Source organism: Nocardia sp. BSTN01 (assembly GCF_015354405.1).
Classification (GTDB): Bacteria; Actinomycetota; Actinomycetes; order Mycobacteriales; family Mycobacteriaceae; genus Nocardia.
The window spans coordinates 22,729-48,622 of sequence record NZ_JADKYP010000017.1 but is presented as its reverse complement, the minus strand read 5'-3'; the positions used below and the strand labels follow the sequence as shown (position 1 = coordinate 48,622).

Genomic DNA, 25,894 nt, shown 5'->3' with positions numbered 1-25,894 from the left:
TGACGATTCAGCGGAGGGCGGTGGGGGTTTCGATGTGGTGGGTGGTGCGGCGCTGGTAGGCGTCCCCGGTGCGCAGGACGGTGGCTTCGCCGAAATGGTTGCCGGACACCGACATCGACAGGGGCAGACCGCCGGCGGTGGCGCCGATCGGCAGCGCGAGGGTGGGGTTGCCCAGCGGGTTCCAGTACGGGGTGTGCAGACTCGACAGCACCCCCATCGGTTGTAGTTGATCCAGATCGGCGATCGCGGGGGCGCCGAGGTGTCCGGTCGGCGTCACCACCAGGTCGACCTTCGTCAGCAGTTCGGCCATCCGCTGCCTGCCGATGCGGCGAACCCGTTGAGCCTGAACATAATCCGGGCCGCTGACCGCATCGCCGCCGGCGAGGATGATGCGGGTGGCCTGTCCGTAGTCAGCCCAGCGTTCGCGCAGCGCGGGCCGGTGGTAGGCGTGCGCCTCCGCCAGCATCACCACGACGTCGACCGCGGTCAGTTCCCGGTACATCGGCACCTCCACGGGCACGATCCGGGCGCCCGCCGCGGCGAGCACGGCCACGGCATCGGAAAACCGTTGTGGCTGAGCCGGATCGATACCACCGTCGGCGAACCGATCCAGATCGTCCACGCCGATGGTCAGCCCGCTCAGATCGCCGGTGAGCGCACCCGGATAGTCGTCGATCGGTGTGTGCGCACTGTAGGGATCGGCCGGGTCGTATCCCGCCAGCACCGACAGCAGCAGAGCGCAGTCGGCGGCCGAACGGGCCATCGGACCCGGATGGTCGAGCGTGTACCCCAGCGGAACCACACCGGATTTCGGGACGCGGCCGAAGGTCGGCTTCAATCCGGTGACCCCATTGAATGCGGCCGGAATACGGATACTGCCCGCGGTGTCCGTCCCGACGGCACCCAGGAACATCCCGGCGGCCACGCCGCTGCCCGATCCCGAACTCGACCCGCCCGCCCAACGGGACGGATCCCACGGATTACGTGGTACCGGAAAGGGTTTGGCCGGATCCGGGAGACCGATGGCGAACTCCATCGTGGTCACCTTGCCGGTGACGACGGCGCCGGCCTCCTCGAGCCGGCGGACCACCGTGCAATCGCCCTGGGCGGCGCCCCAGCCGGGATCGAGAACCAGGCTCTGCGCGGTGGTGGGCGCGGCGGAATGGGCGAGAATATCCTTGATTCCCACCGGAATTCCGGCCAGTGGGCCGAGCGCAACGCCGGCGGCCAGCTTCTCGTCGATGCGCGCGGCCTGTGCGACGGCGCGCTCGTCGAACCGCGACAGGTAGACACCGAGCGTCGCGTCGTGAGCGTCGGCGGCGGCGAGGGCCTGTTCGACCAGCCGAGTGGCGGTGGTCTCGCCGGAGCGCAGCGCGGCGGCGGCCTCGGTCAGTCCGGAGAGTACGGGTGGGTCGGCGAGTGTCATGGTCGTCCTTACCTGGGCGGGCGGAGGTGTCAGCGGGACAGGGTGGCGGTCATATCGAGCCGGGGGATGGCGCCGAGTTCGAGTTGGATCTCGGCACGGCAGGAACCCAGCGCGTAATCGACGGCGATACCGGCGCGGGTGCGGATGGTCTGTTCCACCAGCAGCACCGGCTCACCGGGCAGGATGTGCAGCAGTGCCGCGGTGCACTCGTCGGCGCGTGCGGCCTGGACGCCGACGTCGCTGCCGCCGACATCCACCCGGCCGCCGCGCAACAGGCTGTAGAAGTCGTCGCCGAACGCGGCCTGATCGATCCGCGTCGCCTCCGGTGTGCGCAAGTAATTGGTGAACACCGCGAGTGGGCGATCGTCGAGCAGCAGGACGTATTCGACGCACAGGCAATCGTCTCCTGGCCCGACACCGGCCAGATGGGCGGCGATCACCGGCGGCGCTGGGATCCACGCCCAGTACAGCAGGCGTGGCGAGATCCGGCCGAGGGCCAGATGCTGCTCGAGTGTCCGGCCCTCCGGCGGCAGTGCGCCGGATACGACATAGTGCTCGCCGACCGTGACCGTGCCCACTCCGCGGCGTCGCTCGATCAAACCGTCGGCGCGCAGCATGCTCAGCGCGGCGCGGACCACGTCGCGCGGGAGATGGTGGCGCGCCATCAATTCCGGTTCGCCGGGCAGCCGCCCGGTGCCGAACGAGCCCGCCCGCAGGTCCGCCCGCAGTAGATCCCGTAGGCGCCGGGCGGGCAGTTGCGCTGCGGCCGGCAGGATTTCGCGCATCTGATCGCCGAACACGCGGCGGTCGTGAGTGGTCCGGTCGGAGCGGAGTTGTTCGGAGCGGTGGTGCATGCCGGTAGCGTGCAGAGAATCCGCGTTACGCGACAAGGACTTCCGGTAAAGACCGGATTACGCGGCCGGCCGGCCTGGACCGGACCGGCGTGACCAGCGGTTTCGGGTGCGCCTGGACGGCATTTCGCGGTCGCGCCGCGCCGCACGATCCGGCCCGCAACATCGGTGCCGGAAGTTACGCGGGCCTGCGGAAGTGAGACCCAGCGCGCGACATGTCCGATGCGAGCACAGATCCACGCGATCACGCTGGGCGTGCGCGATCTGGAGGTGTCGCTGCGGTTCTACCGGGCGCTCGGATTGGAGTCACCGGGGATCATCGGAACCGAATTCCGGCCGGATGCGGACAATCCCGGTGGGGCGGTGGTCATGTTCACGCTCGGCAACGGGGTGACGCCGGCGCTCTACGGGCGCGACGACCTGGCCAAGGACGCGGGTATCCCGCCGGAACGCGTGCACGGTTCCGCGATGAGTCTGGGCTGGTTCGTCGACAGTGACGCCGAGGCGGTACGAGTTCTGGAACTCGCCGGCGCGTCGGGCGGCACCGTGGTCCAGCCCGCGCGCACCCGGCCGTGGGGAATCTATGCCGGCTACTTCGCCGACCCCGACGGGCATCTGTGGGAAGTCGTGCACTTCGCCCAAACCGGAGCCGCCGAGCCCGGAGCCGCCGAGCCTCGAGTCGCGCAGCCGGGAGTCGACGAGGCGATCGCTCACCCGTGCGCCGAGTCGCCGCCGTCCCGGTACAGCGCGGCGATGGCCGCGATATCGGCGTCGGGATTCGTTCGTGCCGCATCCTCGTAACGCTTGCGCACGATTTCCGCCAGCGGCAGGTGCGCGCCCGCCTGTGCGGCGATGTCGAAAGCGAGTCCGGCGTCCTTGGCGCCCAGGACGGTGGTCCACCATCCGTCGGGGGAGGCGGTGAGCACGGCGTCGAAGCGGTTCGCCAGGGCGGGCGCGACGACCGGCGCGTCGGCGAGCAGTTCGCGCAACTGGTCGTCGCCGAGTCCGCCGGATCGCCCCACGGTGAACGCTTCGGCCAGTGCCGCCACCCCGGTGATCAGCAGGAAATTCGTGGTCACCTTGGCGGTCAGCGCATGTGCCGCCGAATCGTAGTGGCGCACCCGCTCGGAGAGCGTGCCGAGCAGTGGGGCGAGCCGGTCCCGCAGCCGCGCGGGCCCACCGGCCAGCAGCGTCGCCTTCCCGGCCGTCACCGCGCCGGGCGCGCCGACGATCGGAAGGGCCAGAAACCGGTCACCGAAGCCGTCGGCGAGGGCGGCGCCCAATGCGGGGGAGACGGTGGAACAGTCGATGTACGGGGTGCCGGAATCGAGGGATGTCTGCAACTCGCCGAAGGCCACAGAGGTCACCGCGGCGTCGTCGGCGAGCGCGGTGAGGGCGGCGTCGACTCCCGACACGGCCGCCGCCACCGTTGCGGACTCCGTCGCGCCGGACGAAATCAGTTCGGCCGCTTTGCCTTCGGTGCGGTTCCACACCGTCACCCGATGTCCGCCGTCGAGTAGGCGCCCGGCCACGGCGCGACCCATCCGTCCCATTCCCAGTACCGCGATATGCACTGCTGCCTCCTCGTCCGGATCCCGGTCGGCACAGGGCGCCGACCCTGCCCTTCCCACTGTCCCGCGGTGCGTCGCGCCGGTCGCGCTCGGCCTCGGTGATAGGCGAATCGTACAAGTGACCAGGAACATGGCTGCGGTAGTATCGCCAGTGGGTACGGTGAAGCGATTCTGCGCCATCGTGTTTCGGTGCCCTTCGGCGTTCGGGGGTAGTTCCGGGTATTTCCGGACCTCCAGTCCGATTGTGATATGGATCACAATTGGATACCGGCGCCGACTTTTGTGCTGAAAACCCTTTCCATCTGCTTTGCGTTGTCTTTACTATTAGGCGCGTTGGGCCGCTGCCGGGCATCCCTGTCCGGATGCGTCGCAGGCGCAACACATCTCGCGTCATCCGCTTCGCCCGCCCGCTCTCGATGCCAGTACATGTTCCACCGATGGACCGAACCGACACCGGTTCGGCGAAGGAGAAATATGTCCACCGACACCGACTCGGTCCGACGGACGTCACCTCGGGGCCTTTCGGTCGTTCTACGCCACGATTTACCCGCCTCCGTGGTGGTTTTCCTCGTCGCACTACCCCTGTCCATCGGTGTGGCCGTCGCCATGGGCGCGCCGGTCGCGGCCGGTTTGATCGCCGCCGTGGTCGGCGGTCTGGTCGCCGGACTGTGTGGCGGTTCGGTACTGCAGGTCAGCGGACCCACCGCCAGCCTCACCGTCGTGGTGGCCGAATCCATCCACCAGTTCGGCTGGGCGACAACGTGTTTCATCACCGTCTGTGCCGGCGCGCTGCAGGTGGTGTTCGGCCTGAGCCGGATCGCGCGCGGCGCACTGGCCATCGCGCCCGTGGTGGTGCACGCCATGCTCGCCGGCATCGGCGTCGTGATCGCACTGCAGCAACTGCACGTCCTGCTGGGCGGGCAGACGTTGAGTTCGTCGTGGGCGAGCATCGTCCAGCTGCCGCATCAGCTGACGGTGATGCACGCCGGCGACGCGCTGGTCGGCGGGGTGGTGATCGCGATCATGCTGGGCTGGCGCTATCTGCCGGGCCGGATCCGTGCGGTCCCGGCGCCGCTGGCCGCCGTGGTCGCGGCGACGGCGCTCGCGATGGTGGTGCCCACCAGCGTGGAACGCATCACGCTGCACGGGTCGCTGTTCGACGCGATGTCGTTACCGCAACTGCCGCACGGCAATTGGAGTGCGGTCGTGCTGACGGCGTTCACCATCGCGCTGATCGCCAGCGTGGAGACGCTGCTGTCCGCGGTGGCCGTCGACCGGTTGCGACCGGAGTACCGCACCGACCTCGACCGCGAACTGCTCGGTCAGGGCGTCGCGAACATGACCTCCGGCATACTCGGTGGCCTGCCCATCGCCGCGGTCATCGTCCGCAGTATCACCAACGCCAAGGCCGGCGCGCGGACCAAGGCTTCCACGATGCTCAGTGGCGTGTGGGTGCTGGTGTTCTCCGTCGCGCTGGTCGAGGTGGTGCGCCAGATCCCGAAGGCCGCGCTGGCCGGGCTGTTGATCGTCATCGGTATCGGACTGGTGAAACTCGCCCACATCCGCCTCGCGCGCCGCGCCGGCGATCTGATCGTCTATGCCGCAACGGTTCTCGTGGTGATCTTCGGCAATCTGCTGCTGGGTATGCTGATCGGGCTGGTGCTCTCGTTCGCGCTGCTCATGTGGCGGGTGGTGCGGGTGGTGATCGTGGCCGCGCCGGTCGGCGACACCGGGCGCTGGCTCGTGACCGTGGATGGTTCGGCCACCTTCCTGGCCTTGCCGCGACTCACCGCTGCGCTGGCGCGGATCCCCGCGGGCGTTCCGGTGACCGTGGAGATGACCGTCGACTTCATCGACCACGCCGCCTCCGACACCCTGCACGAATGGGCGCAGCGACACGAAAGCCTGGGCGGCACGGTGCAATTCGTCGAACTCGGCGCCGTGCGGATCGCCGACCTCACCGCGGGACCGCCCGCGCGCGGTCACGCCCGGCGGATGCTCGACGACGTTCTCGCGCCCTGGCGTCCCACCACCCGCACCGATCGGATCGCCGCCGGGATCGCGGCCTATCACCGCGGGCACGCCCATATGATGCGGCCGCATCTGGACGAACTGCGGTACACCCAGGATCCGGAATCACTGTTCGTCACCTGCGCAGACTCCCGCATCGTGCCGAACGTGATCACCAACAGCGGCCCCGGCGATCTGTTCACCGTGCGCAATATCGGCAATCTGATCCCCGCCGACGGCCGCGACACCTCGGTCGAGGCCGCGCTGGTCTACGCACTGAACAAACTCGACGTGCGCTCGATCGTGGTGTGCGGGCATTCCGGCTGCGGCGCCATGGACGCACTGCACCACGGTCTGCACACCGGCTCGGGTCTCGACGACTGGCTCGCACACGGCCGGCCCGCGCTCGAGCGCTTCCGGGCCGGACATCCGGTGGCGGCGGCGGCCGCGGCCGCCGGATACGGCGAGGTCGACCAGCTGGGCATGGTGAACGTCGCCGTGCAGATCGAGACGCTGGCCGCCCATCCCGTCGTGCGGCGCGGGATCGAGGCGCGTGGCGTGGTGCTGTCGGGATTGTTCTTCGATATCGCCACCGCGCGCGTCCTCGCGATCACGCCCGACGGTATCGCCGATATCGACGACCTCCGCCACCCCGTGCCGGTCCCGGTTTCCTGAAAGGAGCATTCCCAGTTCTGGCAATTTCGGCGGATGGAAAACGTGCCCTGAGCGGGCGCACAGTGGTGCCGGTGCAGGTCGCAGCTGCAGGCGGGTGAGGGACATCACATCGAATCCGGAACGTGTGCGAGGCTAAAGATCCTTTTCTAAGCCTTTGCTTAGTCTTTACTATTAGGGTTGCCCTCGCTTCCGGCTCACTGCTGGACAACGAAGTCTCGCAGCTGAATTCGATGCCTGGAGAACATGTTCGACCGACCGGACCGCCGCGGCGGCTCCGGTGAAGGAGCAATATGTCCACCGACACCGTCGCTACGCCCAGACCCTCGGCCCCGCCGGGCCCCAGCTGGTCGGACCGGATGAATTCGGTCCTGCGACACGATCTACCCGCATCCGTCGTCGTCTTTCTCGTCGCGCTTCCGCTCTCGATCGGCATCGCGGTCGCCACCGGCGCCCCGGTCGCGGCCGGACTCATCGCCGCCGCCGTGGGCGGCATCGTGGTGGGAACCCTGGGGGGCTCCGTCCTGCAGGTCAGCGGTCCGGCCGCCGGCCTGACCGTGGTCATGGCCGAGACCATCAATCAATTCGGCTGGAAGACAACCTGTTTCATCACCGTCTGCGCGGGTGTGCTGCAGATCGTGTTCGGCCTGAGCCGGATCGCGCGCGCCGCGCTCGCCATCGCACCGGTCGTCGTGCACGCGATGCTCGCCGGCATCGGTATCACCATCGCCTTGCAGCAGGTTCATGTGCTGCTCGGCGGATCATCGCAGAGCTCGGCGTGGGAGAACGTCGCGGAGTTGCCGAATCAGCTGCTGCATCTCAGCGGTATCGACGTCGTGATCGGCGGGCTGGTCATCGCGATCATGCTCGGCTGGCGCTGGGTGCCGGCCAAGATCCGCGTGGTCCCCGGACCGCTGGTGGCGATCGTGGTCGCCACCGCGCTGTCGCTGGTGCTGCCCGGAGACCCCGCCCGCATCACGATGAGCGGATCGCTGTTCGACGCCGTCGGCCTGCCAGACATGCCCAGCGGAGACTGGAGCGGTGTCGCGCTGGCGGTGTTGACCGTCGCCCTGATCGCCAGCGTGGAAAGCCTGCTGTCGGCCGTGGCCGTCGACAAGATGCACAACGGCCCGCGCACCAACTTCGACCGTGAGCTCATGGCGCAGGGTGCGGCCAACGTGACCTCCGGCATGATCGGTGGCCTGCCGGTCACCGGCGTGATCGTGCGCAGTGCGACCAATGTGACCGCCGGTGCGCGCAGCCGGGCCTCGGCGCTGCTGCATGGTGTCTGGGTGCTGCTGTTCTCGATCGCCCTGGTGGGCGTGGTCGAGCAGATCCCGAAATCGGCGCTGGCCGGCCTGCTGGTGATGATCGGCATCCAGCTGGTGAAGCTCGCTCACATCAAGATCGCGCACCGCACCGGCGAACTGGTGATCTATGCGGTGACCATCGCCGCGGTGGTGTTCTTGAACCTGCTCGAGGGTGTGCTGATCGGGCTGGTCGTCGCCTTCGCGTTGCTGCTGTGGCGCGTGGTGCGCGTCTCGGTCGAGGCCGCTCCGTTCGAGGGAACCGACCGGTGGCTGGTGAGCGTGGACGGCACCTGCACCTTCCTCGCCCTGCCGAAGCTGACCGGGCAGCTGGCCAAGGTGCCCGCCGGCGCCGACGTCCTGGTGGAGCTGACGGTCGACTTCCTCGACCACGCCGCCTACGACGCCATCCACTCCTGGGCGCAGCAGCACGAAAGTACCGGCGGCACCGTCGAATTCGTCGAGATCGGGACCGCGCGCATGGCCGAGGCGGCCGAGCGTCCGCCGCAGCGCGCCCGGGCCCGCGGGCTGCTCGACGATGTGCTGGGACCGTGGCGTTCCGAGGGTGGCAATCCCGTCGCCGCCGGTGTCGCCGCCTACCACCGCAGTCACGCCCACGTGATGCGGCCGCACCTGGACGAATTGCGTAACGGTCAGGACCCGGACTCCTTCTTCCTGACCTGCTCCGATTCGCGGATCGTGCCGAATGTGATCACCAACAGCGGTCCGGGTGACCTGTTCACCGTCCGCAATATCGGCAATCTGATCCCGGCGCGCGGCACCGATGTGTCGGTGGACGCCGCGCTGAGTTTCGCACTGCACAATCTGTCGGTGCGCAACGTCGTGGTGTGCGGACATTCGGGCTGCGGTGCGATGAACGCCCTGCTGTCGGACCGGTCCGCCGGTCCCGATATCGACGACTGGCTGGCCCACGGCGCCGAGGCCCTGCAACGCTACCGCGACGGCCATCCGGTGGCGGCGGCCGCGGCGGCCGCCGGTTACGGCACGGCCGACCAGTTGAGCATGGTCAACGTCGCGGTCCAGTTGGAGACGCTGCGAGAGCATCCGGTCGTCGCACGGGCCGTCGACGAGCGCGGTGTTGCGCTTTCGGGCCTGTTCTTCGATATCGGAACCGCACGGGTCCTCGAGGTCACCACGACCGGCATCGCCGAGATCACCGATGCCGAGCGGCCCGGAATACCCGCCCGGAATCCGACCCACGCCTGATCCGGGCGGAGGGTGCGCGAGTTCGTCGGCCCGACAGCCGAACTCGCGCACCCGTCCACCTTCGCCGCGGCAGCCGTCCCGCCACGACCCGGGGACGGCTGTCGCGGCGCGCCTGAACGTCGGCGTCGCCCGCGCCGATACGCTGAGCGGCGCACCCCGAAACCCTGCCGGCGCCTCGATCCGAGCGCGCCGGACATGCCATGGTGGACGTGATGCATTCGCTGGATCGATGTGGATCGGAGTCGGATGGAAATGGTGGCGCAGTCGGTGGCGTCCGGGACGCCCGCCCAGGTGGCCGGCATCAAACTCACCGAGCCCGCGTGGCTGTCGGAACGGATCGCCGATATGGGAATTTCCTGGGGCACAGGCAATTCCCGTGTCTCGGGCACGCTGTGGTGGTGTATGGCCGCCTCGGCACTGGTGGATCCGATCACCGAGGCCTACGCGACCGGCGCACCGGCACCCGACCCCACGCTGGAACGGCTGCGCTGCGAGATCCGGCCCGACGGTGGCATCGAGCGGATCGTGCCCGAATCCGCGGGCGAGTCCGAGGCGGTCGGCGCGGCGCTGGGCGACACCCTGCGGCGCGTCATCCCGGTCGTGGCCCGGGTGACCGGCGCCGGTCCGGCGGCGCTGTGGGCGATCGTCGCCGACGCGATCGGCAACCGGGCCATCGACGCGGGTGATCCCGAGGCGGGCGCGCGGCTGGCCGCCCAGGTCGGGGAGCGGCTGCCCGCGCCGCGATTCACCGATATCGCCTCGCGCACGTTCGTCCGGCGCATCTCCTGCTGCCTGGTCTACGAGGTGCCCGGCTGCGATATGTGCACCAGCTGCCCCAAAAGGCCCGCCGCCGAGCGGCAGCGGCTGCTCACCGAGCTGGCCCGGCGCGGGTGAGCGGGCCGCGGCCGCTTCCCGGCCGGTCCATCGGCGCACGACCGGTACTGTCCCGATAGCATTGGTCGCGCCGGTGAGATTTCTGTTCGTCGACCGGCCCGGAACGAGAATGCCGACATGTCTAAGGAGAGCGCAGCCGTGACCACCTCAGCCCGCATAACCCCCGCCGCCCTCGTCCGGGTGCCGGCCGGGACGACGGCGGGCGCCGCGGTGCGCGAAGCGGGCCTGGCCACCAAGGGCCCCGACACCGTCGTCGTCGTCCGCGACGACGAGGGCAACCTGCGGGACCTGTCCTGGGCGCCCGAGACCGATGTCGAGGTCGAGGCCGTCACCGCAGGCTCCGAGGACGGCCGCAGCGTCATCCGCCATTCGGCCGCGCACGTGCTGGCCCAGGCGGTGCAGCAGGAGTTCCCCGAGGCCAAACTCGGCATCGGCCCGCCGATCAAGGACGGCTTCTACTACGACTTCCAGGTCGAGCGGCCGTTCACCCCAGAGGATCTGACCAAGCTCGAATCCCGGATGAAGAAGATCATCAAAGGCGCGCAACGGTTTTCACGCCGGGTGGTCGAGGTCGACGAGGCCCGGGTGGAATTGGCCAAGGAGCCGTTCAAACTCGAGCTGATCTCCGATAAGTCGGGCATCGACGATCCGGAGGTCATGGAGGTCGGCGGTAAAGAGCTGACCATCTACGACAATCTCGACCCGCGCTCGGGGGAGAAGGTGTGGGGCGACCTGTGCCGCGGCCCGCACATCCCGACCACGAAATTCATTCCCGCGTTCAAGCTGACCCGCTCCTCGGCGGCCTACTGGCGCGGTGACCAGAACCGCGAGGATCTGCAGCGCATCTACGGCACCGCCTGGGAATCGCCGGAGGCGCTGGAGAACCACCTGCACGTCCTGGAAGAGGCCGAGAAGCGCGATCACCGCAAACTCGGACTGGAACTGGATCTGTTCTCGTTCCCGGATGAATTGGGTTCGGGCCTGCCGGTGTTCCACCCCAAGGGCGGCATCATCCGCAAGGAACTCGAGGACTATTCCCGTCGCCGCCACATCGCGGCCGGCTACGAATTCGTCAACACCCCGCATATCACCAAGGGGCATCTTTTCGAGGTCTCCGGACACCTGGACTGGTACCGCGAGGGCATGTTCCCGGCCATGCATCTCGACGCCGAATACAACGACGACGGCACCGTGCGCAAACCCGGCCAGGACTATTACGTCAAGCCGATGAACTGCCCGATGCACAACCTGATCTTCCGCTCGCGCGGCCGGTCGTATCGGGAGTTGCCGCTGCGGCTGTTCGAATTCGGGTCGGTGTATCGCTACGAGAAGTCCGGTGTCGTCCACGGCCTGACCCGGGTGCGCGGCATGACCCAGGACGACGCGCACATCTACTGCACCAAAGAGCAGATGCACGCCGAATTGACCTCGACGCTGCAATTCGTGCTGAGCCTGCTGCGCGATTACGGTCTCGACGATTTCTACCTGGAATTGTCGACCAAGGATCCGCAGAAATTCGTGGGCTCCGACGAATTGTGGGAGGAGGCCACCGAGACGCTGCGCAAGGTGGCCACCGATTCGGGCCTGGATCTGGTCCCGGATCCGGGCGGTGCCGCGTTCTACGGTCCGAAGATCTCCGTGCAGGCCAAGGACGCGCTGGGCCGCACCTGGCAGATGTCGACCATTCAGCTCGATTTCAACCTGCCCGAGCGCTTCGGCCTGGAATACACCGCCTCCGACGGCACCAAGCAGCGCCCGGTGATGATCCACCGTGCCCTGTTCGGGTCCATCGAACGATTCTTCGGCGTGCTCACCGAGCATTACGCGGGTGCGTTCCCGGCCTGGCTGGCGCCCGTGCAGGTGGTCGGCATCCCGGTCGCCGACGCGTTCGCCGACCATCTGGACACGGTGGTGGAGGAACTGCGCGCCCACGGTGTGCGGGCCGAGGTCGATCGCAGTGACGACCGGATGCAGAAGAAGATCTTCAACCACACCGCGCAGAAGGTCCCGTTCATGCTGCTGGCCGGCGAGCGCGATGTGAACGCCGGTGCGGTGAGCTTCCGCTTCCGCGACGGCACCCAGGTCAACACCGTGCCGGTGGCCGATGCGGTGGCGACCGTCGTCGACTGGATATCGCGGCGCGACAACGCCTCGCCGAGCGCGGAAGGATTCGAGGTCCGGACCGGTGGGGCGTGAGTGAGGGCATGGTGGAAGAGGCTGTGACGCAACAGGATCCGGGTCGGATCGTCGACACGGGAGCGGGGGACCCGGACCGGTTGCAGCGATTGTGGACGCCGTACCGGATGTCCTACATCACCGGTGCGGTCGCCGACAGCCGGAACGGGCCGGCCGACGCCGACGCGCCCGCCGGCGCCGAGGAGAAGACCTCGGCCGGGCTGAAGCACCCGTTCACCGAGATCCCGAAGATGTCGGACGAGGACGGACTGGTCATCGCGCGCGGCGAATGGGTGTTCGCGGTGCTCAACCTGTATCCGTACAACCCCGGCCACATGATGGTGGTGCCCTACCGGCGGGTGGCCGACCTCGAGGATCTCACCCCGGAGGAGAGCGCCGAACTGATGGCGTTCACCCAGCGGGCGATCCGGGTGATGAAGAAGGTGTCGCGGCCCGAGGGCTTCAACGTCGGACTGAATCTCGGCGGTGTGGCAGGGGGATCGCTGGCCGACCACCTGCACCAGCACATCGTTCCCCGCTGGGGCGGGGACGCCAATTTCATCACCGTCGTCGGTGGGGTGAAGGTGATGCCGCAGTTGCTGCGGGAGACGCGGGCCCTGCTGGCCGGGGCGTGGCACGAGACGAAGGAAGTCGAGTAGCGGTGCTGAGCTTCTTCGGTCGGGAGACGTTCGCCAAGGCGACCGCGCCGCTGGGACGGGCGCTGGTGAGCACCGGGCTCACGCCCGACGCGATGACGCTGATCGGCACCACCGCCTCCATCGTGGCCGCGGTGACGCTGTTCCCGACCGATCACCTGTTCTGGGGAACGATGGTGATCTGGCTCTTCGTCATGTTCGACATGCTCGACGGGGCGATGGCCCGCGCCCGCGGCGGCGGCACGAAATACGGTGCGGTCCTCGACGCCACCTGTGATCGCGTGGCCGACGGCGCCATCTTCGGTGCGCTCGCCTGGTGGTCGGTGTATCACGAGCACAGCAAGCACCTGTTCGTGGCGACGCTGGTGGTCCTGGTGACCTCGCAGGTGATCTCCTATGCCAAGGCGCGGGCGGAGGCGAGCGGGCTGTCGGCCGACGGCGGAATCATCGAACGTCCCGATCGCCTGGTGATCGTGCTGGTCGGCGCCGGCTTCACCGGCATCGGCGGCTATTTCGGCGTCGAGTGGCTCACCTACGCGGTGTATGTGGCGATGTACATCCTGGCGGTGCTGAGCATCGTCACCGTCTTCCAGCGAGTCCTGGCGGTACGGAATTCGGCCGGTGCCCGCGACGTGATCGCGCCGGTCACCAAGACCGAATCCGATACGGCGAAATGAAGGTGGTAGGGGCGTGACACAGATGAGGGCCGCGCTGACCGACAGGGCCTACGCGGCCGGGTGGCGACTGGTACGGGGACTGCCCGAACGCATCGCGCGCCGCGGGTTCGACTTCGGCGGCGACTGGGCGGCCCGGCGCGCGAACCGTGCCGCCCACCGCGGGGCGGGACCGAATCAGTTGCGCCGCAACCTCGCCCGGGTACTCGCCGTCGACCCGCTCGAGGTACCCGACGAGTTGATCCACGCCTCGATGCGCTCGTACGCCCGGTATTGGCGCGAGGCGTTCCGGCTGCCGACCCTCGACCACGCGGCACTGGCGGATTCGCCGCTGATGCCGGTGCCGGACGGGGTGGAACATCTCGACGAGGCTCTGGCACAGGGGCGCGGCGTGGTCTTCGTGCTGCCGCATTCGGGGAACTGGGATATGGCCGGCATGTGGCTGGTGCAGCACTACGGCAGCCTCACCACGGTGGCTGAACGGCTGCAACCGGAATCGCTGTTCGAGCGCTTCGTGGCCTACCGGGAGAGCCTGGGGTTCGAGGTGTTCCCGCTGACCGGCGGAGAGCAGCCGCCGTTCCGGCAGCTCGCGCAGCGGTTGCGCGACAACAAGGTGGTCTGCCTGATGGGCGAGCGCGACCTCACCGGCAAGGGTGTGCCGGTGGAGTTCTTCGGCGAACGCACCTGGATGCCCGCGGGTGCGGCGAAACTCGCCATCGAGACCGGCGCCGCGCTGATGCCGGTGCACGCCTGGTTCACGGTGGATGAGCAGGGCCGCGAGGGGTGGGGACTGAAAACGGAAGCGCCGCTGGATGTTTCGGTCGGTGTCGCGGCCGCCACCCAGCAGCTGGCGAATCGGTTCGCCGCCAATATCGCCGAACATCCCACCGACTGGCATATGTTGCAGCCGCTGTGGGAGCCGGATCTGTCCGCCCAGCGCCTGGAGCGGATCGCGGCAGCGCAGGCCGTGCGCGGCGATGAGCGGCCCGCCGGAGACGCGGTGTCATGAGAATCGGCATGGTCTGCCCGTACTCGTTCGACGTGCCGGGCGGTGTGCAGTCACATGTCGTGGAGCTGGCGCAGGTACTGATCGAGCGTGGCCACAAGGTGAGCGTGCTGGCACCGGCCTCCGACGACACCGAACTGCCGGAATTCGTCGTCTCGGCCGGAAAGGCGGTGGCGATTCCGTACAACGGTTCGGTGGCGCGGCTGTCGTTCGGGCCGACCGCCTACACCCGGCTGCGGCGCTGGATCGCCGACAGCGACTTCGAGGTCCTGCACGTCCACGAACCCAATGCCCCCAGTATCTCGATGCTCGCGCTGAAGGTGGCCGAGGGACCCATCGTGGCCACCTTCCACACCTCCACCACGAGGTCGCTGGTGCTGGCTACCTTTCAGGGCGTGCTGCGGCCGTATCACGAGAAGATCAGCGGACGGATCGCGGTCTCCGAGCTGGCGCGGCGCTGGCAGGTGGAGGCGCTGGGCAGCGACGCGGTCGAGATCCCCAACGGGGTCGACGTGCCGGCGTTCGCGAACGCCCCACTGCTGCAAGGGTATCCGCGAGCGGGCGGGACGGTGCTGTTCCTCGGCCGCTACGACGAGCCCCGCAAGGGGATGGCTGTGCTGCTGGGCGCACTGCCGAAACTGGTGGCCCGGCATCCGGACGTGGAGATTCTGATCGTCGGCCGCGGGGACGAGGAGCGGCTGCGCCGGGAAGCGGGCGAACACGCCGGACATCTGCGTTTCCTCGGTCAGGTCTCGGATGCGGAGAAGGCGTCGGCGATGCGCAGTGCCGATGTGTATTGCGCGCCGAATCTGGGCGGGGAGAGTTTCGGCATCGTGCTCGTGGAGGCGATGGCCGCCGGAACCGCCGTGGTGGCCGGCGAACTGGACGCCTTCCGCCGGGTGCTGCGCGACGGGACCGCGGGCGTGCTGGTGCCGGTGGGTGATTCCGCGGCGCTGGCCGAGGCGATCGACGGATTGCTCACCGACCGCACCCGCCGCGAGGAACTCGTGCGCACCGCGGATCAGGTTGTCGGCGAATACGATTGGCCGGTCGTGGCCGAACAGATTCTGCGGGTGTACGAGACGGTCACCGTCGGCGACGCCCGGGTGAGGACCGCTGGATGATCACCTTCTCCGCGACGACCATTCTGGTCCTCGCGCTGATCGCGGCGGTGATCATCGCCATCGGAGTGTGGGCCTACTCCACCGCCAACCGGCTCGACCGGTTGCACGTGCGCGGTGACCAGGCCCGCGACGCGCTGGAGGCGGCCTTGGCGCGGCGCGCGGTGGTGGCCCGCACGGTCGCGATCTCGATGGCCGGGCCGATGTCGGAGTCCGCGGCCGCGGAGCAGTCCAAGCGGCTGATCGCCCTGGCCGACCGCGCCGAACGCGCCGACTGGAGCGATCGGGAGACGGCGGAGAACCAGCTGGCGGCCGCGTTGTCCGCCGTCGACATCACCTCGCTGCGGCCGCAACTGGTGGCCGAACTCGCCGATGCCGAGGCGCGGGTGCTGATCGCGCGCCGCTTCCACAACGACGCCGTGCGCGACACCCTGGCGCTGCGTACCCGCCGCCCGGTGCGGTTGCTGCACCTCGGCGGTACCGCGCCGCTGCCCACCTATTTCGAGATCGCGGAACGCGTCACACCGGCCGCGACCACCGGCCTCGAGGTCGACACCGTCCGCACCTCGGCCCGGGTGGTGCTGCTCGACGACGAGGACCGCGTGCTGTTGATGCGTGGCCACGACCCGCAGACTCCCGATTCTCCGTTCTGGTTCACCGTCGGCGGCGGCATCGAACCGGGGGAGACGCTGCGGACCGCGGCGGTGCGCGAGGTGTGGGAGGAAACGGGACTGGCGCTGGACTCCACGCTGCTGCGCGGCCCGATCTGGCGGCGGGTCGCGGTCTTCCCCTTCAACGGAGAGCTGATCCGCTCCGAGGAACTGTTCTTCGTGGCCCGGGTGCGCTGGTTCGATCCGAAACCCGCCGACCCGACCGTCTGGGAACGCCGCTGCGTGACCGCCTACCGCTGGTGCCTGCCGCCGGATATCGCCGAACTCGACCGGATCGGCGAAACGGTGTACCCCTACCACCTGGACAACCTGTTGGCCGAGGCGCTCACCGCCGCCGGTTCCGATCTCGAGCCGGAGGTCCGGTCGATCCGCTGAGCCGCGGCGATCAGTCGGGTCGGCTCACGCCGCGGCGTATCCGGTGAATGCGTCCGCGAGCACGGCAACCATCCGGCCGCCCATCGCTTCCACCGTCGAGCGCAATCTCGGATCGGAGCGGAGTCGAGCCGCGGCGAAATCCGGAACCGGCCACCAGTGACGGGTCCCTCCGGCGCCTGCTCCGGCGATCCAGACGACCGCCGCGACTGCCGCCACCACGGCCACGATCAGGACCGTGAGCCAGATCCGGCGCGTGCCTCGACCGGTGAGCCAGTGAGCGGCCGCGTTCATCCGGCGGTCTCCTTCATCCCTCCGGCCGGCTCACGACCGGCCCCACTGTGCGGAAGAGGCAAGGTATCAGCCTCTTTCGAGGTGGGCGACCACGAGGACGTCCCAGCGCCGGTAAGGCTGTGTCTCGAATCCCGCCTCTCGTCGAAGATCTCCATCGTGGCCGGAGAGGCTGTGACGTGGCCGGAGACGCTGTGACGTGGCCCGAGACGCTGTAACCGACCGGGCGGGCATCGGTCGGCGACGAGGACGTGCTGCGGCGTTCGGTGGATGACCAGGCTGCGGAACGCACGGAGACAGGTGTTCACGCGGCGCGAACACACGGTTCGCGAACCGGCCACTCGGTCAGTGGTGGCCGGAGAGTTCCGTGGCGGTCGCCAGCTCCTGCAGGGGAATGGTTGTGTCGCACCAGGTTTCGGGAGCGTGGGTCGTTCGCGCGGCGATGAGGTTGCGCGCGGTGCGCAGGTCGGCGGGCCGGCCCACGGCCGCGGCGGCGACCAGTCGGCTCGCTCGCAGGGAGAGCGCGATGAACTGGCCGGGGGTGTCGGTGGTGCGGACCACGACCTCGTCCTCGGCGTGCGGTCGCCCGGCGAATTGGATGGTGACGCCGTACTGCGTGGTCCAGCCCCAGGTGACCTCCTGGGCGGGGAGGGATTGCCCGAGAACGGCTTTCGCCACGGCCACACCGTGCGATTGCGCACTGTTCCATTGTTCGGTGCGCCGGTGGACCCCGAATTCCGGATCGTAGACGGCGGCGGCATCGCCGGCGGCGAAGATGTTCGGCGCCGAGGTGGTGTAGGACTCGTCGACGAGAATCCCGTCCCCGACGGCGAGTCCGGCCTGCCGGGCCACCTCGGTCTCCGCTTCCGCGCCGATCGCGACGAGTACCGCCGCGGCGGTCCACTGGCGTCCGTCGACGGCGGTCGCTCGGATGTCACCGTCGCCACCGTCGATCCGGTCCAGCACCACCGTGTCGTGGATGTCGACGCCGTTGCCGCCGTGCAGATTCCGGCAGTGCTCGCCGATCACCGCCGGGGCCACCCGCTCCAGCGGAGCGTCACCCGCGTGCACGATCGTCACCGCCGCCCCGAGTCCACGCGCCGTCGCGGCGGCTTCGCATCCGACCAGACCGCCGCCCACCACGAGCAGCGATCCACCGGTCACCACGGCCGCGCGCAACGCGTCGACATCCGCGGCGGTGCGCAGCGTGTACGCGCCCGATTCGGGGCCGGGCAGTTCTCGTGCGCGCGCACCGGTGGCGAGCACCAGTGCGTCGTAGCCGAGGGTCTCGCCGGTGCCCAGATGTATGCGGTCGCGGTCGACGTCGACGCCTTCGACCGGGGTCCCCGGGCGCACCTCGATGCCGAGTCCGCGCCACGATTCCGCCGACTCGAGCAGGAGCCGGCGTTCGTTCGCGGTGCCGGCGAGCAATTCCTTGGAGACCATCGGGCGGCGGTAGGGCAGCCGGTCCTCGGCGCCGAGCAGCACGATCTCACCGGTGTAGCCCTCGCTGCGCAGGGTGCGGGCGGCGGTGGCGCCCGCGACCCCCGCACCCACGACGACGATGCGTCCGGTCATGCGCGACTGACCTCGACCATCTCGAAATCCGCCTTGGCCGCCCCGCAGTCGGGGCAGGACCAGTCGTCGGGAATGTCGTCCCAGCGGGTGCCCGCCGCGATGCCGTCCTCGGGCCAGCCGAGCGCCTCGTCGTATTCGAATCCGCATTGCAGGCAGCGGAACAGCTTGTAGTCGGTCATATCAGGGGCCTTTCGTCGGGGTCGGGTCGTGGGTTGCGAGATCGGCGTGGAAATCCTGCTTCTCCCGCACGCCGCAGTCGGGACAGCACCAGTCGTCGGGAATCGCGGACCACGCGGTGCCGGGCGGAAAGCCCTCGCGCGGGGCGCCGTCGGTTTCGTCGTACACGTAATCGCAAATGGGGCAACGGAATCGCGACATCAGGCGACCCCGTACTTCGCGAGGATCCGATCGCGCTTGCCGGGCTGGAGGTTGACGCGCGTGATGTCACCGCCGTAGTGGGCGAGCACCCGCTTGTCCATCACGCGGCGCCACAGCGGCGGGAAGTAGGCGACGGTGATCATGCTGGCGTAGCCGCTGGGCAGGTTGGGCGCGCCGTCCATACTGCGCAGGGTCTGATAGCGCCGGGTGGGGTTGGCGTGATGGTCGCTGTGGCGCTGCAGGTGGTAGAGGAAGATGTTGGTGACGATGTGGTCGGAGTTCCAGCTGTGCTGCGGCGTGCAGCGTTCGTAACGCCCGGCGGCCGTGCGCTGCCGTAGCAGGCCGTAGTGCTCGAGATAGTTGACCGTCTCCAGCAGCGAGAATCCGTAGACCGCCTGCAGCACCAGGAACGGCAGCACCCCGGGACCGAAGATCGCGGCCAGCGCGCCCCACAGCACCACCGACATCAGCCAGGCGTTGAGCACGTCGTTGTGAATCGTCCACGGCTGCTTGCCCATTCGCCGCAGCCGGGTCTGCTCGAGGGACCACGACGAGCGCAGGCTGCCCCATACGCTGCGCGGCAGGAAGGTCCAGAACGATTCACCGAACCGGGAACTGGCGGGGTCCTCCGGTGTCGCCACCCGCACGTGGTGGCCGCGATTGTGCTCGATGTAGAAGTGGCCGTAGAACGTCTGCGCCAGCGTGATCTTCGACAGCCAGCGCTCCAGTTCCTCCTTCTTGTGGCCGAGTTCGTGCGCGGTGTTGATGCCGACACCACCCATGGTCCCGACGGTCAGAGCCAGGCCGATCTCGGACACCAGGCTCAGCCCGCCGTCGACGCCCAGCCAGGACAGATCGGCCGCGCTCCACAGATAGCAGGCGAACACCAGGCTGAGCAGCTGGAACGGGATGTAGGCGTACACGCACCAGCGGTAGTAGCGGTCGTTCTCGAGCTGTTCCATCACCTCGTCGGGCGGATTCTGCCCGTCGGGCCCGAAGAATCGGTCGAGGATCGGCAGCAGGACGTACACCAGCAGCGGCCCGATCCACCACCACACGGGCGCCGCGTGGTGCCAGCCCAGCTCGTTGAACAGCCACACCAGGCCGGTGGCGAGCAGGACCGCGGTCGGCGGGACGAGGCCGAACAGCCAGAGATGGCGCTTGCGGTCGCGCCACTGCGGCGGCGCGAGCCGGGCAGGGTCGGCGATTCGGGATGTGGTCACGAAATTCTCCTCACGAACGGAGCGGCAGTCCGCCCACCTCGACGTATTTACACTTTCCGAAGAAGTGTTCCCATTGAATACAGATGGGTTGTGATTGTCAATAGTCGAGCAGTATCGCGAACCGTGTACGATCAGGGGCGTGGCTACCGCGCCGAACTTCCAGTCCGATATGCGCCGACTTCTGCGCGAGCGCGTCATCGAGACCGCTCGCGGCCTGGTCTGTACCGAGGGCTGGGGCGCGGTGAACATGTCGCGGGTGGCCAAGGAGGTCGGCGTCAGCCGGCCGGTGCTGTACAAGGAGATCGGCACCAAACAGGACCTCGCCGATGTGGTGATCGCGAACGAAGTGGACGTCTTCCTGATCGGGATCGCCGAGCAGCTGGCGGCCCATCCGGACGATGTGATCGCCGGCCTGATCGCGGCGGTGGAGTTCACCCTGCGCAGCGGCGCGGACAATATGCTGCTGAAGGCGGTGCTGTCGGGCCGCTCGGCGCCCGATACCGCGCTGCTGCCGGCGCTGATGACCGAACCGGAACCGGTGCTCGGCCGGGCGATCGCGGCGGTCACCGCGGCCGTGCGCGCGCAATACGATCTGGCATCGGTGGGCGAGGAGGAGCTCGCGCCGATCGCCGAAACCGTTGTGCGCCTTGCCCTCAGTCATCTGTTTCAGCCGACCGGACCGGTCGAACGGGCGCTGGAGCAGATCCGGGTCGTCGCCGTCGGGTTGTTCGAGCCGGTGCTGTCCGAGGTGTGACGACGGGACGCGTTGGCGGTCAACGCATTTCGTCGGAAATCCGCTGATCTCGCCGATACCCGGCCGTTGCCGATGTGTGACAGGTCACCATCGGTTAGGGTCGAAACCGGTTTGCCGCACATCGAATCCGGCGAACCGGTGTGTGGAGGTGAGGTACCGAATGCATATGTCCTATCTGCTGTACGACTTCCTGCTGCCGTATATCGGCGAGCAGGCCGCGACGTACTGGGCGCAGCTGTTCGTCGTCGACCCGATCTGACGAACAGGTGGCGCCGGCCCGCGGTTTCGCACCGTCCGGCGCCACGGGTACCCGCATTCGGCGCGCCCGTAGCGACGCCGTAGCGGCCGTCCGGCCCGGTGTGCGATCCCGGCCGCGGGCGGCGGACCAGTCCAGTGCTCTCGGACTGGCTATCTAGTGGCCTGATCGGGGCGCCTAGAATCGTGGAGGTTCGCATCGCAGCGATGCCTCCTCGAACGAATCCCCGATAATCAGGAGTTTGCCCGTGACAACGCCCGACACCACCTCGACGACCGGCACCGCCCGCGTGAAGCGCGGCATGGCCGAGATGCTCAAGGGCGGGGTGATCATGGACGTCGTCACCGCTGATCAGGCCAAGATCGCCGAGGATGCCGGCGCCGTCGCGGTGATGGCGCTCGAGCGGGTTCCCGCCGATATCCGCGCCCAGGGCGGCGTCGCGCGCATGAGCGACCCGGACCTGATCGACGGCATCGTCAACGCGGTCTCGATCCCGGTGATGGCCAAGGCGCGCATCGGTCACTTCGTCGAGGCGCAGATCCTGCAGAGCCTCGGCGTCGACTACATCGACGAGTCGGAGGTGCTGACCCCCGCCGACTACGCCAACCACATCGACAAGTGGCAGTTCACCGTGCCGTTCGTCTGCGGCGCCACCAACCTGGGCGAGGCGCTGCGCCGCATCACCGAGGGCGCGGCCATGATCCGCTCCAAGGGTGAGGCCGGCACCGGCGACGTGTCCAACGCGACCACCCACATGCGCAAGATCCGCGGCGAGATCCGGCACCTGCAGTCGCTGCCCGAGGACGAGCTGTTCGTGGCCGCCAAGGAACTGCAGGCGCCCTACGAGCTGGTCCGTGAGATCGCCGAGACCGGCAAGCTGCCGGTGGTGCTGTTCACCGCCGGCGGTATCGCCACCCCCGCCGACGCCGCGATGATGATGCAGCTGGGCGCCGAGGGTGTCTTCGTCGGCTCCGGCATCTTCAAATCCGGCAACCCGGCCGAGCGTGCCGCCGCCATCGTGAAGGCCACCACCTTCTACGACGACCCCGATGTGCTCGCGAAGGTGTCGCGCGGCCTGGGTGAGGCCATGGTCGGCATCAATGTCGAGGAGATTCCGGAGCCGCACCGCCTCGCCGAGCGCGGCTGGTAATCCGTTCGGAGCGCTTCCGAGACAACGGCTTTCGCCGGGTCGTCCTTCGAGGGCGGCCCGGCTTCGCCGTATGCGGGAGTGATCGCGTCGCAACCCGGAGACGTTCACTGTGAGCGCGCGTAGCCCGGGCGTGTGCCGTCGGCGCCTCATCCGTCCTGCGCGATCGCCCCGATCCGATCCCGTGCCGCGAACTTCGCGATCGCCGCCGGCGTCACCGGTGTGAAGAAGTTGACCAGGTTGCCGTCGGGGTCGCGGACCAGCAGCGAGCGGTTGCCCCAGGGCATCGTGGCCGGCTCGGCGACCACCTCGGTGCCGACGCCGGACAGTTCGCGATGCACGCGGTCCACGTCGTCGACGAGGAATTCGGTGATCACGCTGTGGTTGTCCGACGGACGGGCGGAGTCCGGTGCGAACAGGGCGACGGTCCGGGTACTCGCGAGCGCGAGGGTGGCGACGCCGGTCTCGAGTTCGGCGAAATCCTCGGTCGCCCACCGAGCGCGCACTCCGGTGGCGCGCTCGTAGAACTCGACCAGACGCGCGAGGTCGGCGGTGATGATGCGGATCGAGACGAAATTCATGGGCTGCTCCTTGCCGTTCGAGGGTGTTTTCCGCAGCGTAGGAGCAATAGAGGACAGAATCGGTCCAGTATTCGCACTAGGGTCGAGATCATGGCTCGACCGACCGGACGCGTGCTGACCCTGCTCGCATTGCTGCAGTCCGGCGGCACCCGGACCGTGGCCGAGCTCGCCGACCGGCTCGGTGTCGAGGGCCGAACCGTGCGCCGATACGTGGACCACCTGATCGATCTCGATATTCCGGTGGAATCGGTGCGTGGTCGTTACGGCGGCTATCGGCTCGCGCCCGGGTACCGCCTGCCACCGCTGATGTTCGATGACGACGAGGCGTTGGCGGTACTGCTCGGCCTCCTGGCCGGTCGCCGAATCGGCTGGGCCGCAACGGATGCGACGGCGAGTGAGACCGCCGCCGCGAAGATCCGGAGGGTTCTTCCCCCGCCTCTGCGCCGACGGCTCGACGTGCTGCTGGAATCGCTCGCATTCACCGATGCGCCGACCGAATTCGCGTCCGCGGATGCCGCGGTGCTGCTGACGATCGCCGACGCGATACGCCATTACCGGCCGCTCACCCTCCGCTATACCGATCGCCACGGCCGCGCGAGCGAACGCACGCTGCACGCCTACGGGATCGTCGCGCATTCCGGCCGGTGGTACGTCACCGGTGCGGATCCCGCGCACGGCGGGGACCGCACCTTCCGCCTGGATCGCATCACCACTGCCCGAACGCTGCCCGGGTCGTTCGACCCGCCCGGCGATATCGATCCGGTGCGGCGGGTGGTGTCCGGATTCGCCGCCGCCGAGTATCGATACGACGTGCGGCTGCGCGTCTTCGGTACCGTCGAGCAGATCCGCGCCCACCTGCCCGCGACGGTGGCGACTCTCGATGCGGCGGACTCGGCCGCCGAGCGCTGGCGGGACGTCGGTATCCGGGCGGAGCGACTCGACTGGCTGCCGCCGGTACTCGCCGCGCTCGATCGCCCTTTCGAGGTGCGGCATCCGGGGGAGTTGCGTGAACTGATTCTCGGGCTCGCCGCTCGCCTCGCGGAATCGGGCCGTCGCGGCGTCGTGCCGGCCGGCGACTGAGCAACCGGCCCGGGCGTCGAGGCGGAGCCGGTGCCCGAGCTGTCACCGGCTCGTCCCGGATGCCGCAGCCCTGGCTTCGTTCGCCGCGCCATGTCGAGCACCGCGGTGATCGGTACCCGGCTGAACATCCGCACGGTGTGAGTTCCCAGTGCCGGCGCAGCCCAGCGTGGGGCGGCCAGGGTGATGCGGGCGGTCACCGAAATGGCTTGTCGGGTACAGTTTTCCGGAAGTTGTCGGCCCCTGAAGCGATGGGGCTCGATGCGAAGACGGTGGAAGGGTGCACAACGAATGGTTGTCAGTGCAGGTGCGAGAACGGACCTCGACCTGGCAGCCGTGCGTGCCTTCGTGGCCGCGGCCGAGGAACGGCAGTTCAGTCTCGCCGCCGTGGTTCTCGGCATCAGCCAGCAGGCGGTGTCGAAGCGGATCGCGAAACTCGAGACGCAGCTCGGCGTGGCGCTGTTCGACCGCGTACCCGCCGGAATCGTGCCGACCGCCGCCGGTGCACGGCTGTTGCCGCATGCGCGCGCACTGCTGGCGGTGGCCGAGACCGCGGTGGCGGCGGTCGGTGCGATGCCGCGCCCGCTGCGCGTCGCGGTGCAGGGCGAGCGGCAGGGCGCGACCGAGCAGATGCGGTTCTACCTCGACCGCAATCCCGGCGCCGATACCGAGATCGTGATCTCGAACGTCTTCGTGACCTCGCGGGACATGGTGGTGCACGGCCGCGCCGACGCGGCGTTCGCCCGGCCCTCGGGTGGCCCCCGCCCGTTGCCGGCCGATATCGCGGCTGTGCCCGCGTACGTGGATCCGGCGCATCTGCTCGTCGGCCGAGATCATCCGCTGGCCGGGCGGTCGGCGGTACCGCTCGCCGAACTGGGCACGTATACGGTGTGGATCCCGGGCGCGGGGGTGGCGTCGGAATGGGCCGACTTCTATCGCGAACTGAGCGAATTCTGCGGTGTCACAGTCGATACCACGCCCCGCGACCGTACCCGGTGCCCCGGGCCCGACGGCATCGAAGCCATGCTCGCCCGCATCGCGGCCTCCGAGACCCTGGCCACCGTCAGCAGCGACCACTTCCGCAATCCGTGGCATCCGCACATCCGGCGGGTGCCGATCGTCGACCCGACACCGGCCTATCCGCACGCGTTGCTGTGGTCGACGGCCAACACCCATCCGGGATTGCCGCATCTGATCGAGCATTTCCGCACGACCTACGACCGCGACATCGCCGCCGGGTGCTGGCTCCCCGTCGCCGACCGCGAACGTTTCACGGGCTGAACGCCGCGAACGCGGTTGCGCCCCTTCACATCCGATTGCGGGATGCGGATCAGGCGCCGATCCGTAATGCCGGGCGGTCCGGATGGTCCCAGCGAACATCGAAGGTGGGCACGTCGTCGTGCTCGCGGTCGTGGCGCAGCAGAGCGGGCACGGTCCACCGGTCCGCGGGATCGGTCCGCCGCAGCAGTGCCGCCTCCGACATCTGCAGCCGCACGGTGACATCGAAATCCAAGTCCCGGCCGAGCAACATCGGACCCGCCACCACCAGGACGAGACCCGGTTCGGCCGACTGCATGCGCGCCCGGGCGGATCGGTCCTCGGCCTCGTCCCACAGCGCGGGCAGCCACCGCCCGCGCCGGCGCACCGCCTCCAGTACTTCGCGATCGAGGGCGGCGTAGTCGAACCAGGCTGTGCGATAGGTCATCTCGTCGCGCCCGAACTCCAGCCGCAACGATGCCGGGCGAACGAAGTCGTGCAACCACACCCGCGCGGCCGGCCGCCCGCTCGTGCGGATCCGCTCGACGATCCGATCGGCCGGTGCCCGTGGTTCGGCGCCGTCGGCCCCGGCGACGGCCACCACGACCGGCCCCGGCAGCGCGAGAGCGGCCGCGACGACCCGCTCGACCAGCCCGTCCGCGGCGATCGGTTCGTATGCGGGCATCCGCCTATCATGCCCGCCACGGCGCGGATCGCGG

At 68.8% G+C, this 25,894-nt stretch carries 24 protein-coding genes; 14 read left to right on the top strand and 10 right to left on the bottom strand.

Features of this window, described 5'->3' with window-relative positions; all coding sequences use genetic code 11:
- Positions 1 to 7: 7 nt before the first annotated feature.
- Entirely contained in the window at positions 8 to 1,426 is a 1,419-nt protein-coding gene (locus tag IRT45_RS16305) for an amidase (RefSeq protein ID WP_194806698.1), read from the bottom strand.
- 29 nt (positions 1,427 to 1,455) lie between these two features.
- Positions 1,456 to 2,280, bottom strand: a complete 825-nt coding sequence (locus tag IRT45_RS16300; protein WP_194806697.1) for a GntR family transcriptional regulator — start codon at positions 2,278 to 2,280, stop codon at positions 1,456 to 1,458.
- 219 nt (positions 2,281 to 2,499) lie between these two features.
- Between IRT45_RS16300 and IRT45_RS16295 the strand changes: the two genes are divergently transcribed.
- On the top strand, positions 2,500 to 3,078 hold the full coding sequence (locus IRT45_RS16295) for a VOC family protein (RefSeq protein WP_228534452.1): 579 nt from the start codon (positions 2,500 to 2,502) through the stop codon (positions 3,076 to 3,078).
- Here IRT45_RS16295 and IRT45_RS16290 read toward each other — a convergent pair.
- Positions 2,988 to 3,851, bottom strand: coding sequence for an NAD(P)-dependent oxidoreductase (locus IRT45_RS16290; protein WP_194806696.1), 864 nt, complete (start codon positions 3,849 to 3,851; stop codon positions 2,988 to 2,990). The genes IRT45_RS16295 and IRT45_RS16290 overlap by 91 nt on opposite strands.
- A 471-nt stretch (positions 3,852 to 4,322) precedes the next feature.
- Here IRT45_RS16290 and IRT45_RS16285 point away from each other — a divergent pair, with 471 nt between their 5' ends.
- From IRT45_RS16285 to IRT45_RS16245, 9 genes are all read left to right on the top strand, one after another.
- Positions 4,323 to 6,533 (top strand): bifunctional SulP family inorganic anion transporter/carbonic anhydrase, encoded by a 2,211-nt coding sequence (locus IRT45_RS16285; RefSeq protein WP_194806695.1) that lies wholly within the window; start codon positions 4,323 to 4,325, stop codon positions 6,531 to 6,533.
- A gap of 290 nt (positions 6,534 to 6,823) precedes the next feature.
- Positions 6,824 to 9,064: a bifunctional SulP family inorganic anion transporter/carbonic anhydrase gene (locus IRT45_RS16280; RefSeq protein WP_194806694.1), complete on the top strand. Its 2,241-nt coding sequence runs from the start codon at positions 6,824 to 6,826 to the stop codon at positions 9,062 to 9,064.
- Positions 9,065 to 9,310: 246 nt separating this feature from the next.
- Positions 9,311 to 9,958: a (2Fe-2S)-binding protein gene (locus IRT45_RS16275; protein ID WP_228534451.1), complete on the top strand. Its 648-nt coding sequence runs from the start codon at positions 9,311 to 9,313 to the stop codon at positions 9,956 to 9,958.
- 117 nt (positions 9,959 to 10,075) lie between these two features.
- A complete protein-coding gene (gene thrS, locus IRT45_RS16270; RefSeq protein WP_228534450.1) occupies positions 10,076 to 12,154 on the top strand; it encodes a threonine--tRNA ligase in 2,079 nt (692 codons plus the stop codon).
- An 8-nt stretch (positions 12,155 to 12,162) separates the two neighbouring features.
- Complete coding sequence (locus IRT45_RS16265) at positions 12,163 to 12,792, top strand: HIT domain-containing protein (RefSeq protein WP_194806782.1); 630 nt, start codon at positions 12,163 to 12,165, stop codon at positions 12,790 to 12,792.
- Between the two features lie 2 nt (positions 12,793 to 12,794).
- Positions 12,795 to 13,466: a phosphatidylinositol phosphate synthase gene (gene pgsA / locus IRT45_RS16260; RefSeq protein ID WP_194806692.1), complete on the top strand. Its 672-nt coding sequence runs from the start codon at positions 12,795 to 12,797 to the stop codon at positions 13,464 to 13,466.
- Between the two features lie 22 nt (positions 13,467 to 13,488).
- Complete coding sequence (locus IRT45_RS16255; protein WP_194806781.1) at positions 13,489 to 14,472, top strand: phosphatidylinositol mannoside acyltransferase; 984 nt, start codon at positions 13,489 to 13,491, stop codon at positions 14,470 to 14,472.
- Positions 14,469 to 15,593 carry a glycosyltransferase family 4 protein gene (locus IRT45_RS16250; protein WP_194806691.1) on the top strand — a complete coding sequence of 375 codons (1,125 nt, stop codon included), beginning with the start codon at positions 14,469 to 14,471 and terminating at the stop codon, positions 15,591 to 15,593. The genes IRT45_RS16255 and IRT45_RS16250 overlap by 4 nt, the downstream gene beginning before the upstream one ends.
- Positions 15,593 to 16,636 (top strand): NUDIX domain-containing protein, encoded by a 1,044-nt coding sequence (locus IRT45_RS16245; RefSeq protein ID WP_194806780.1) that lies wholly within the window; start codon positions 15,593 to 15,595, stop codon positions 16,634 to 16,636. Before IRT45_RS16250 ends, IRT45_RS16245 begins: the two co-directional genes overlap by 1 nt.
- 24 nt (positions 16,637 to 16,660) lie before the next feature.
- Here the strand turns inward: IRT45_RS16245 and IRT45_RS16240 are convergent, their stop codons facing one another.
- From IRT45_RS16240 to IRT45_RS16220, 5 genes are all read right to left on the bottom strand, one after another.
- Entirely contained in the window at positions 16,661 to 16,927 is a 267-nt protein-coding gene (locus IRT45_RS16240) for a hypothetical protein (protein WP_194806690.1), read from the bottom strand.
- Between the two features lie 342 nt (positions 16,928 to 17,269).
- Positions 17,270 to 18,502 (bottom strand): NAD(P)/FAD-dependent oxidoreductase, encoded by a 1,233-nt coding sequence (locus tag IRT45_RS16235; RefSeq protein ID WP_194806689.1) that lies wholly within the window; start codon positions 18,500 to 18,502, stop codon positions 17,270 to 17,272.
- Positions 18,499 to 18,681, bottom strand: a complete 183-nt coding sequence (locus IRT45_RS16230) for a rubredoxin (protein WP_194806688.1) — start codon at positions 18,679 to 18,681, stop codon at positions 18,499 to 18,501. Before IRT45_RS16230 ends, IRT45_RS16235 begins: the two co-directional genes overlap by 4 nt.
- Before the next feature lies 1 nt (position 18,682).
- A complete protein-coding gene (locus IRT45_RS16225; protein ID WP_194806687.1) occupies positions 18,683 to 18,880 on the bottom strand; it encodes a rubredoxin in 198 nt (65 codons plus the stop codon).
- On the bottom strand, positions 18,880 to 20,103 hold the full coding sequence (locus IRT45_RS16220; RefSeq protein WP_194806686.1) for an alkane 1-monooxygenase: 1,224 nt from the start codon (positions 20,101 to 20,103) through the stop codon (positions 18,880 to 18,882). The genes IRT45_RS16225 and IRT45_RS16220 overlap by 1 nt, the downstream gene beginning before the upstream one ends.
- Before the next feature lie 139 nt (positions 20,104 to 20,242).
- Here IRT45_RS16220 and IRT45_RS16215 point away from each other — a divergent pair, with 139 nt between their 5' ends.
- Both IRT45_RS16215 and pdxS read left to right on the top strand, forming a co-directional pair.
- Positions 20,243 to 20,857 (top strand): TetR family transcriptional regulator, encoded by a 615-nt coding sequence (locus IRT45_RS16215; RefSeq protein ID WP_309240998.1) that lies wholly within the window; start codon positions 20,243 to 20,245, stop codon positions 20,855 to 20,857.
- 503 nt (positions 20,858 to 21,360) lie between these two features.
- The gene (pdxS, locus tag IRT45_RS16210; protein ID WP_062997834.1) at positions 21,361 to 22,263 is read left to right on the top strand and encodes a pyridoxal 5'-phosphate synthase lyase subunit PdxS; all 903 of its coding nucleotides are present in this window, start codon (positions 21,361 to 21,363) and stop codon (positions 22,261 to 22,263) included.
- Between the two features lie 146 nt (positions 22,264 to 22,409).
- Here the strand turns inward: pdxS and IRT45_RS16205 are convergent, their stop codons facing one another.
- On the bottom strand, positions 22,410 to 22,841 hold the full coding sequence (locus IRT45_RS16205) for a VOC family protein (RefSeq protein WP_194806685.1): 432 nt from the start codon (positions 22,839 to 22,841) through the stop codon (positions 22,410 to 22,412).
- 90 nt (positions 22,842 to 22,931) lie between these two features.
- Between IRT45_RS16205 and IRT45_RS16200 the strand changes: the two genes are divergently transcribed.
- Entirely contained in the window at positions 22,932 to 23,921 is a 990-nt protein-coding gene (locus IRT45_RS16200; protein ID WP_194806684.1) for a YafY family protein, read from the top strand.
- Between the two features lie 288 nt (positions 23,922 to 24,209).
- A complete protein-coding gene (locus tag IRT45_RS16195; RefSeq protein WP_194806683.1) occupies positions 24,210 to 25,199 on the top strand; it encodes a LysR family transcriptional regulator in 990 nt (329 codons plus the stop codon).
- A 49-nt stretch (positions 25,200 to 25,248) separates the two neighbouring features.
- On the opposite strand, the gene IRT45_RS16190 is transcribed toward IRT45_RS16195, so the two are convergent.
- Entirely contained in the window at positions 25,249 to 25,860 is a 612-nt protein-coding gene (locus tag IRT45_RS16190; RefSeq protein WP_194806682.1) for a hypothetical protein, read from the bottom strand.
- Between the last annotated feature and the right edge of the window lie 34 nt (positions 25,861 to 25,894).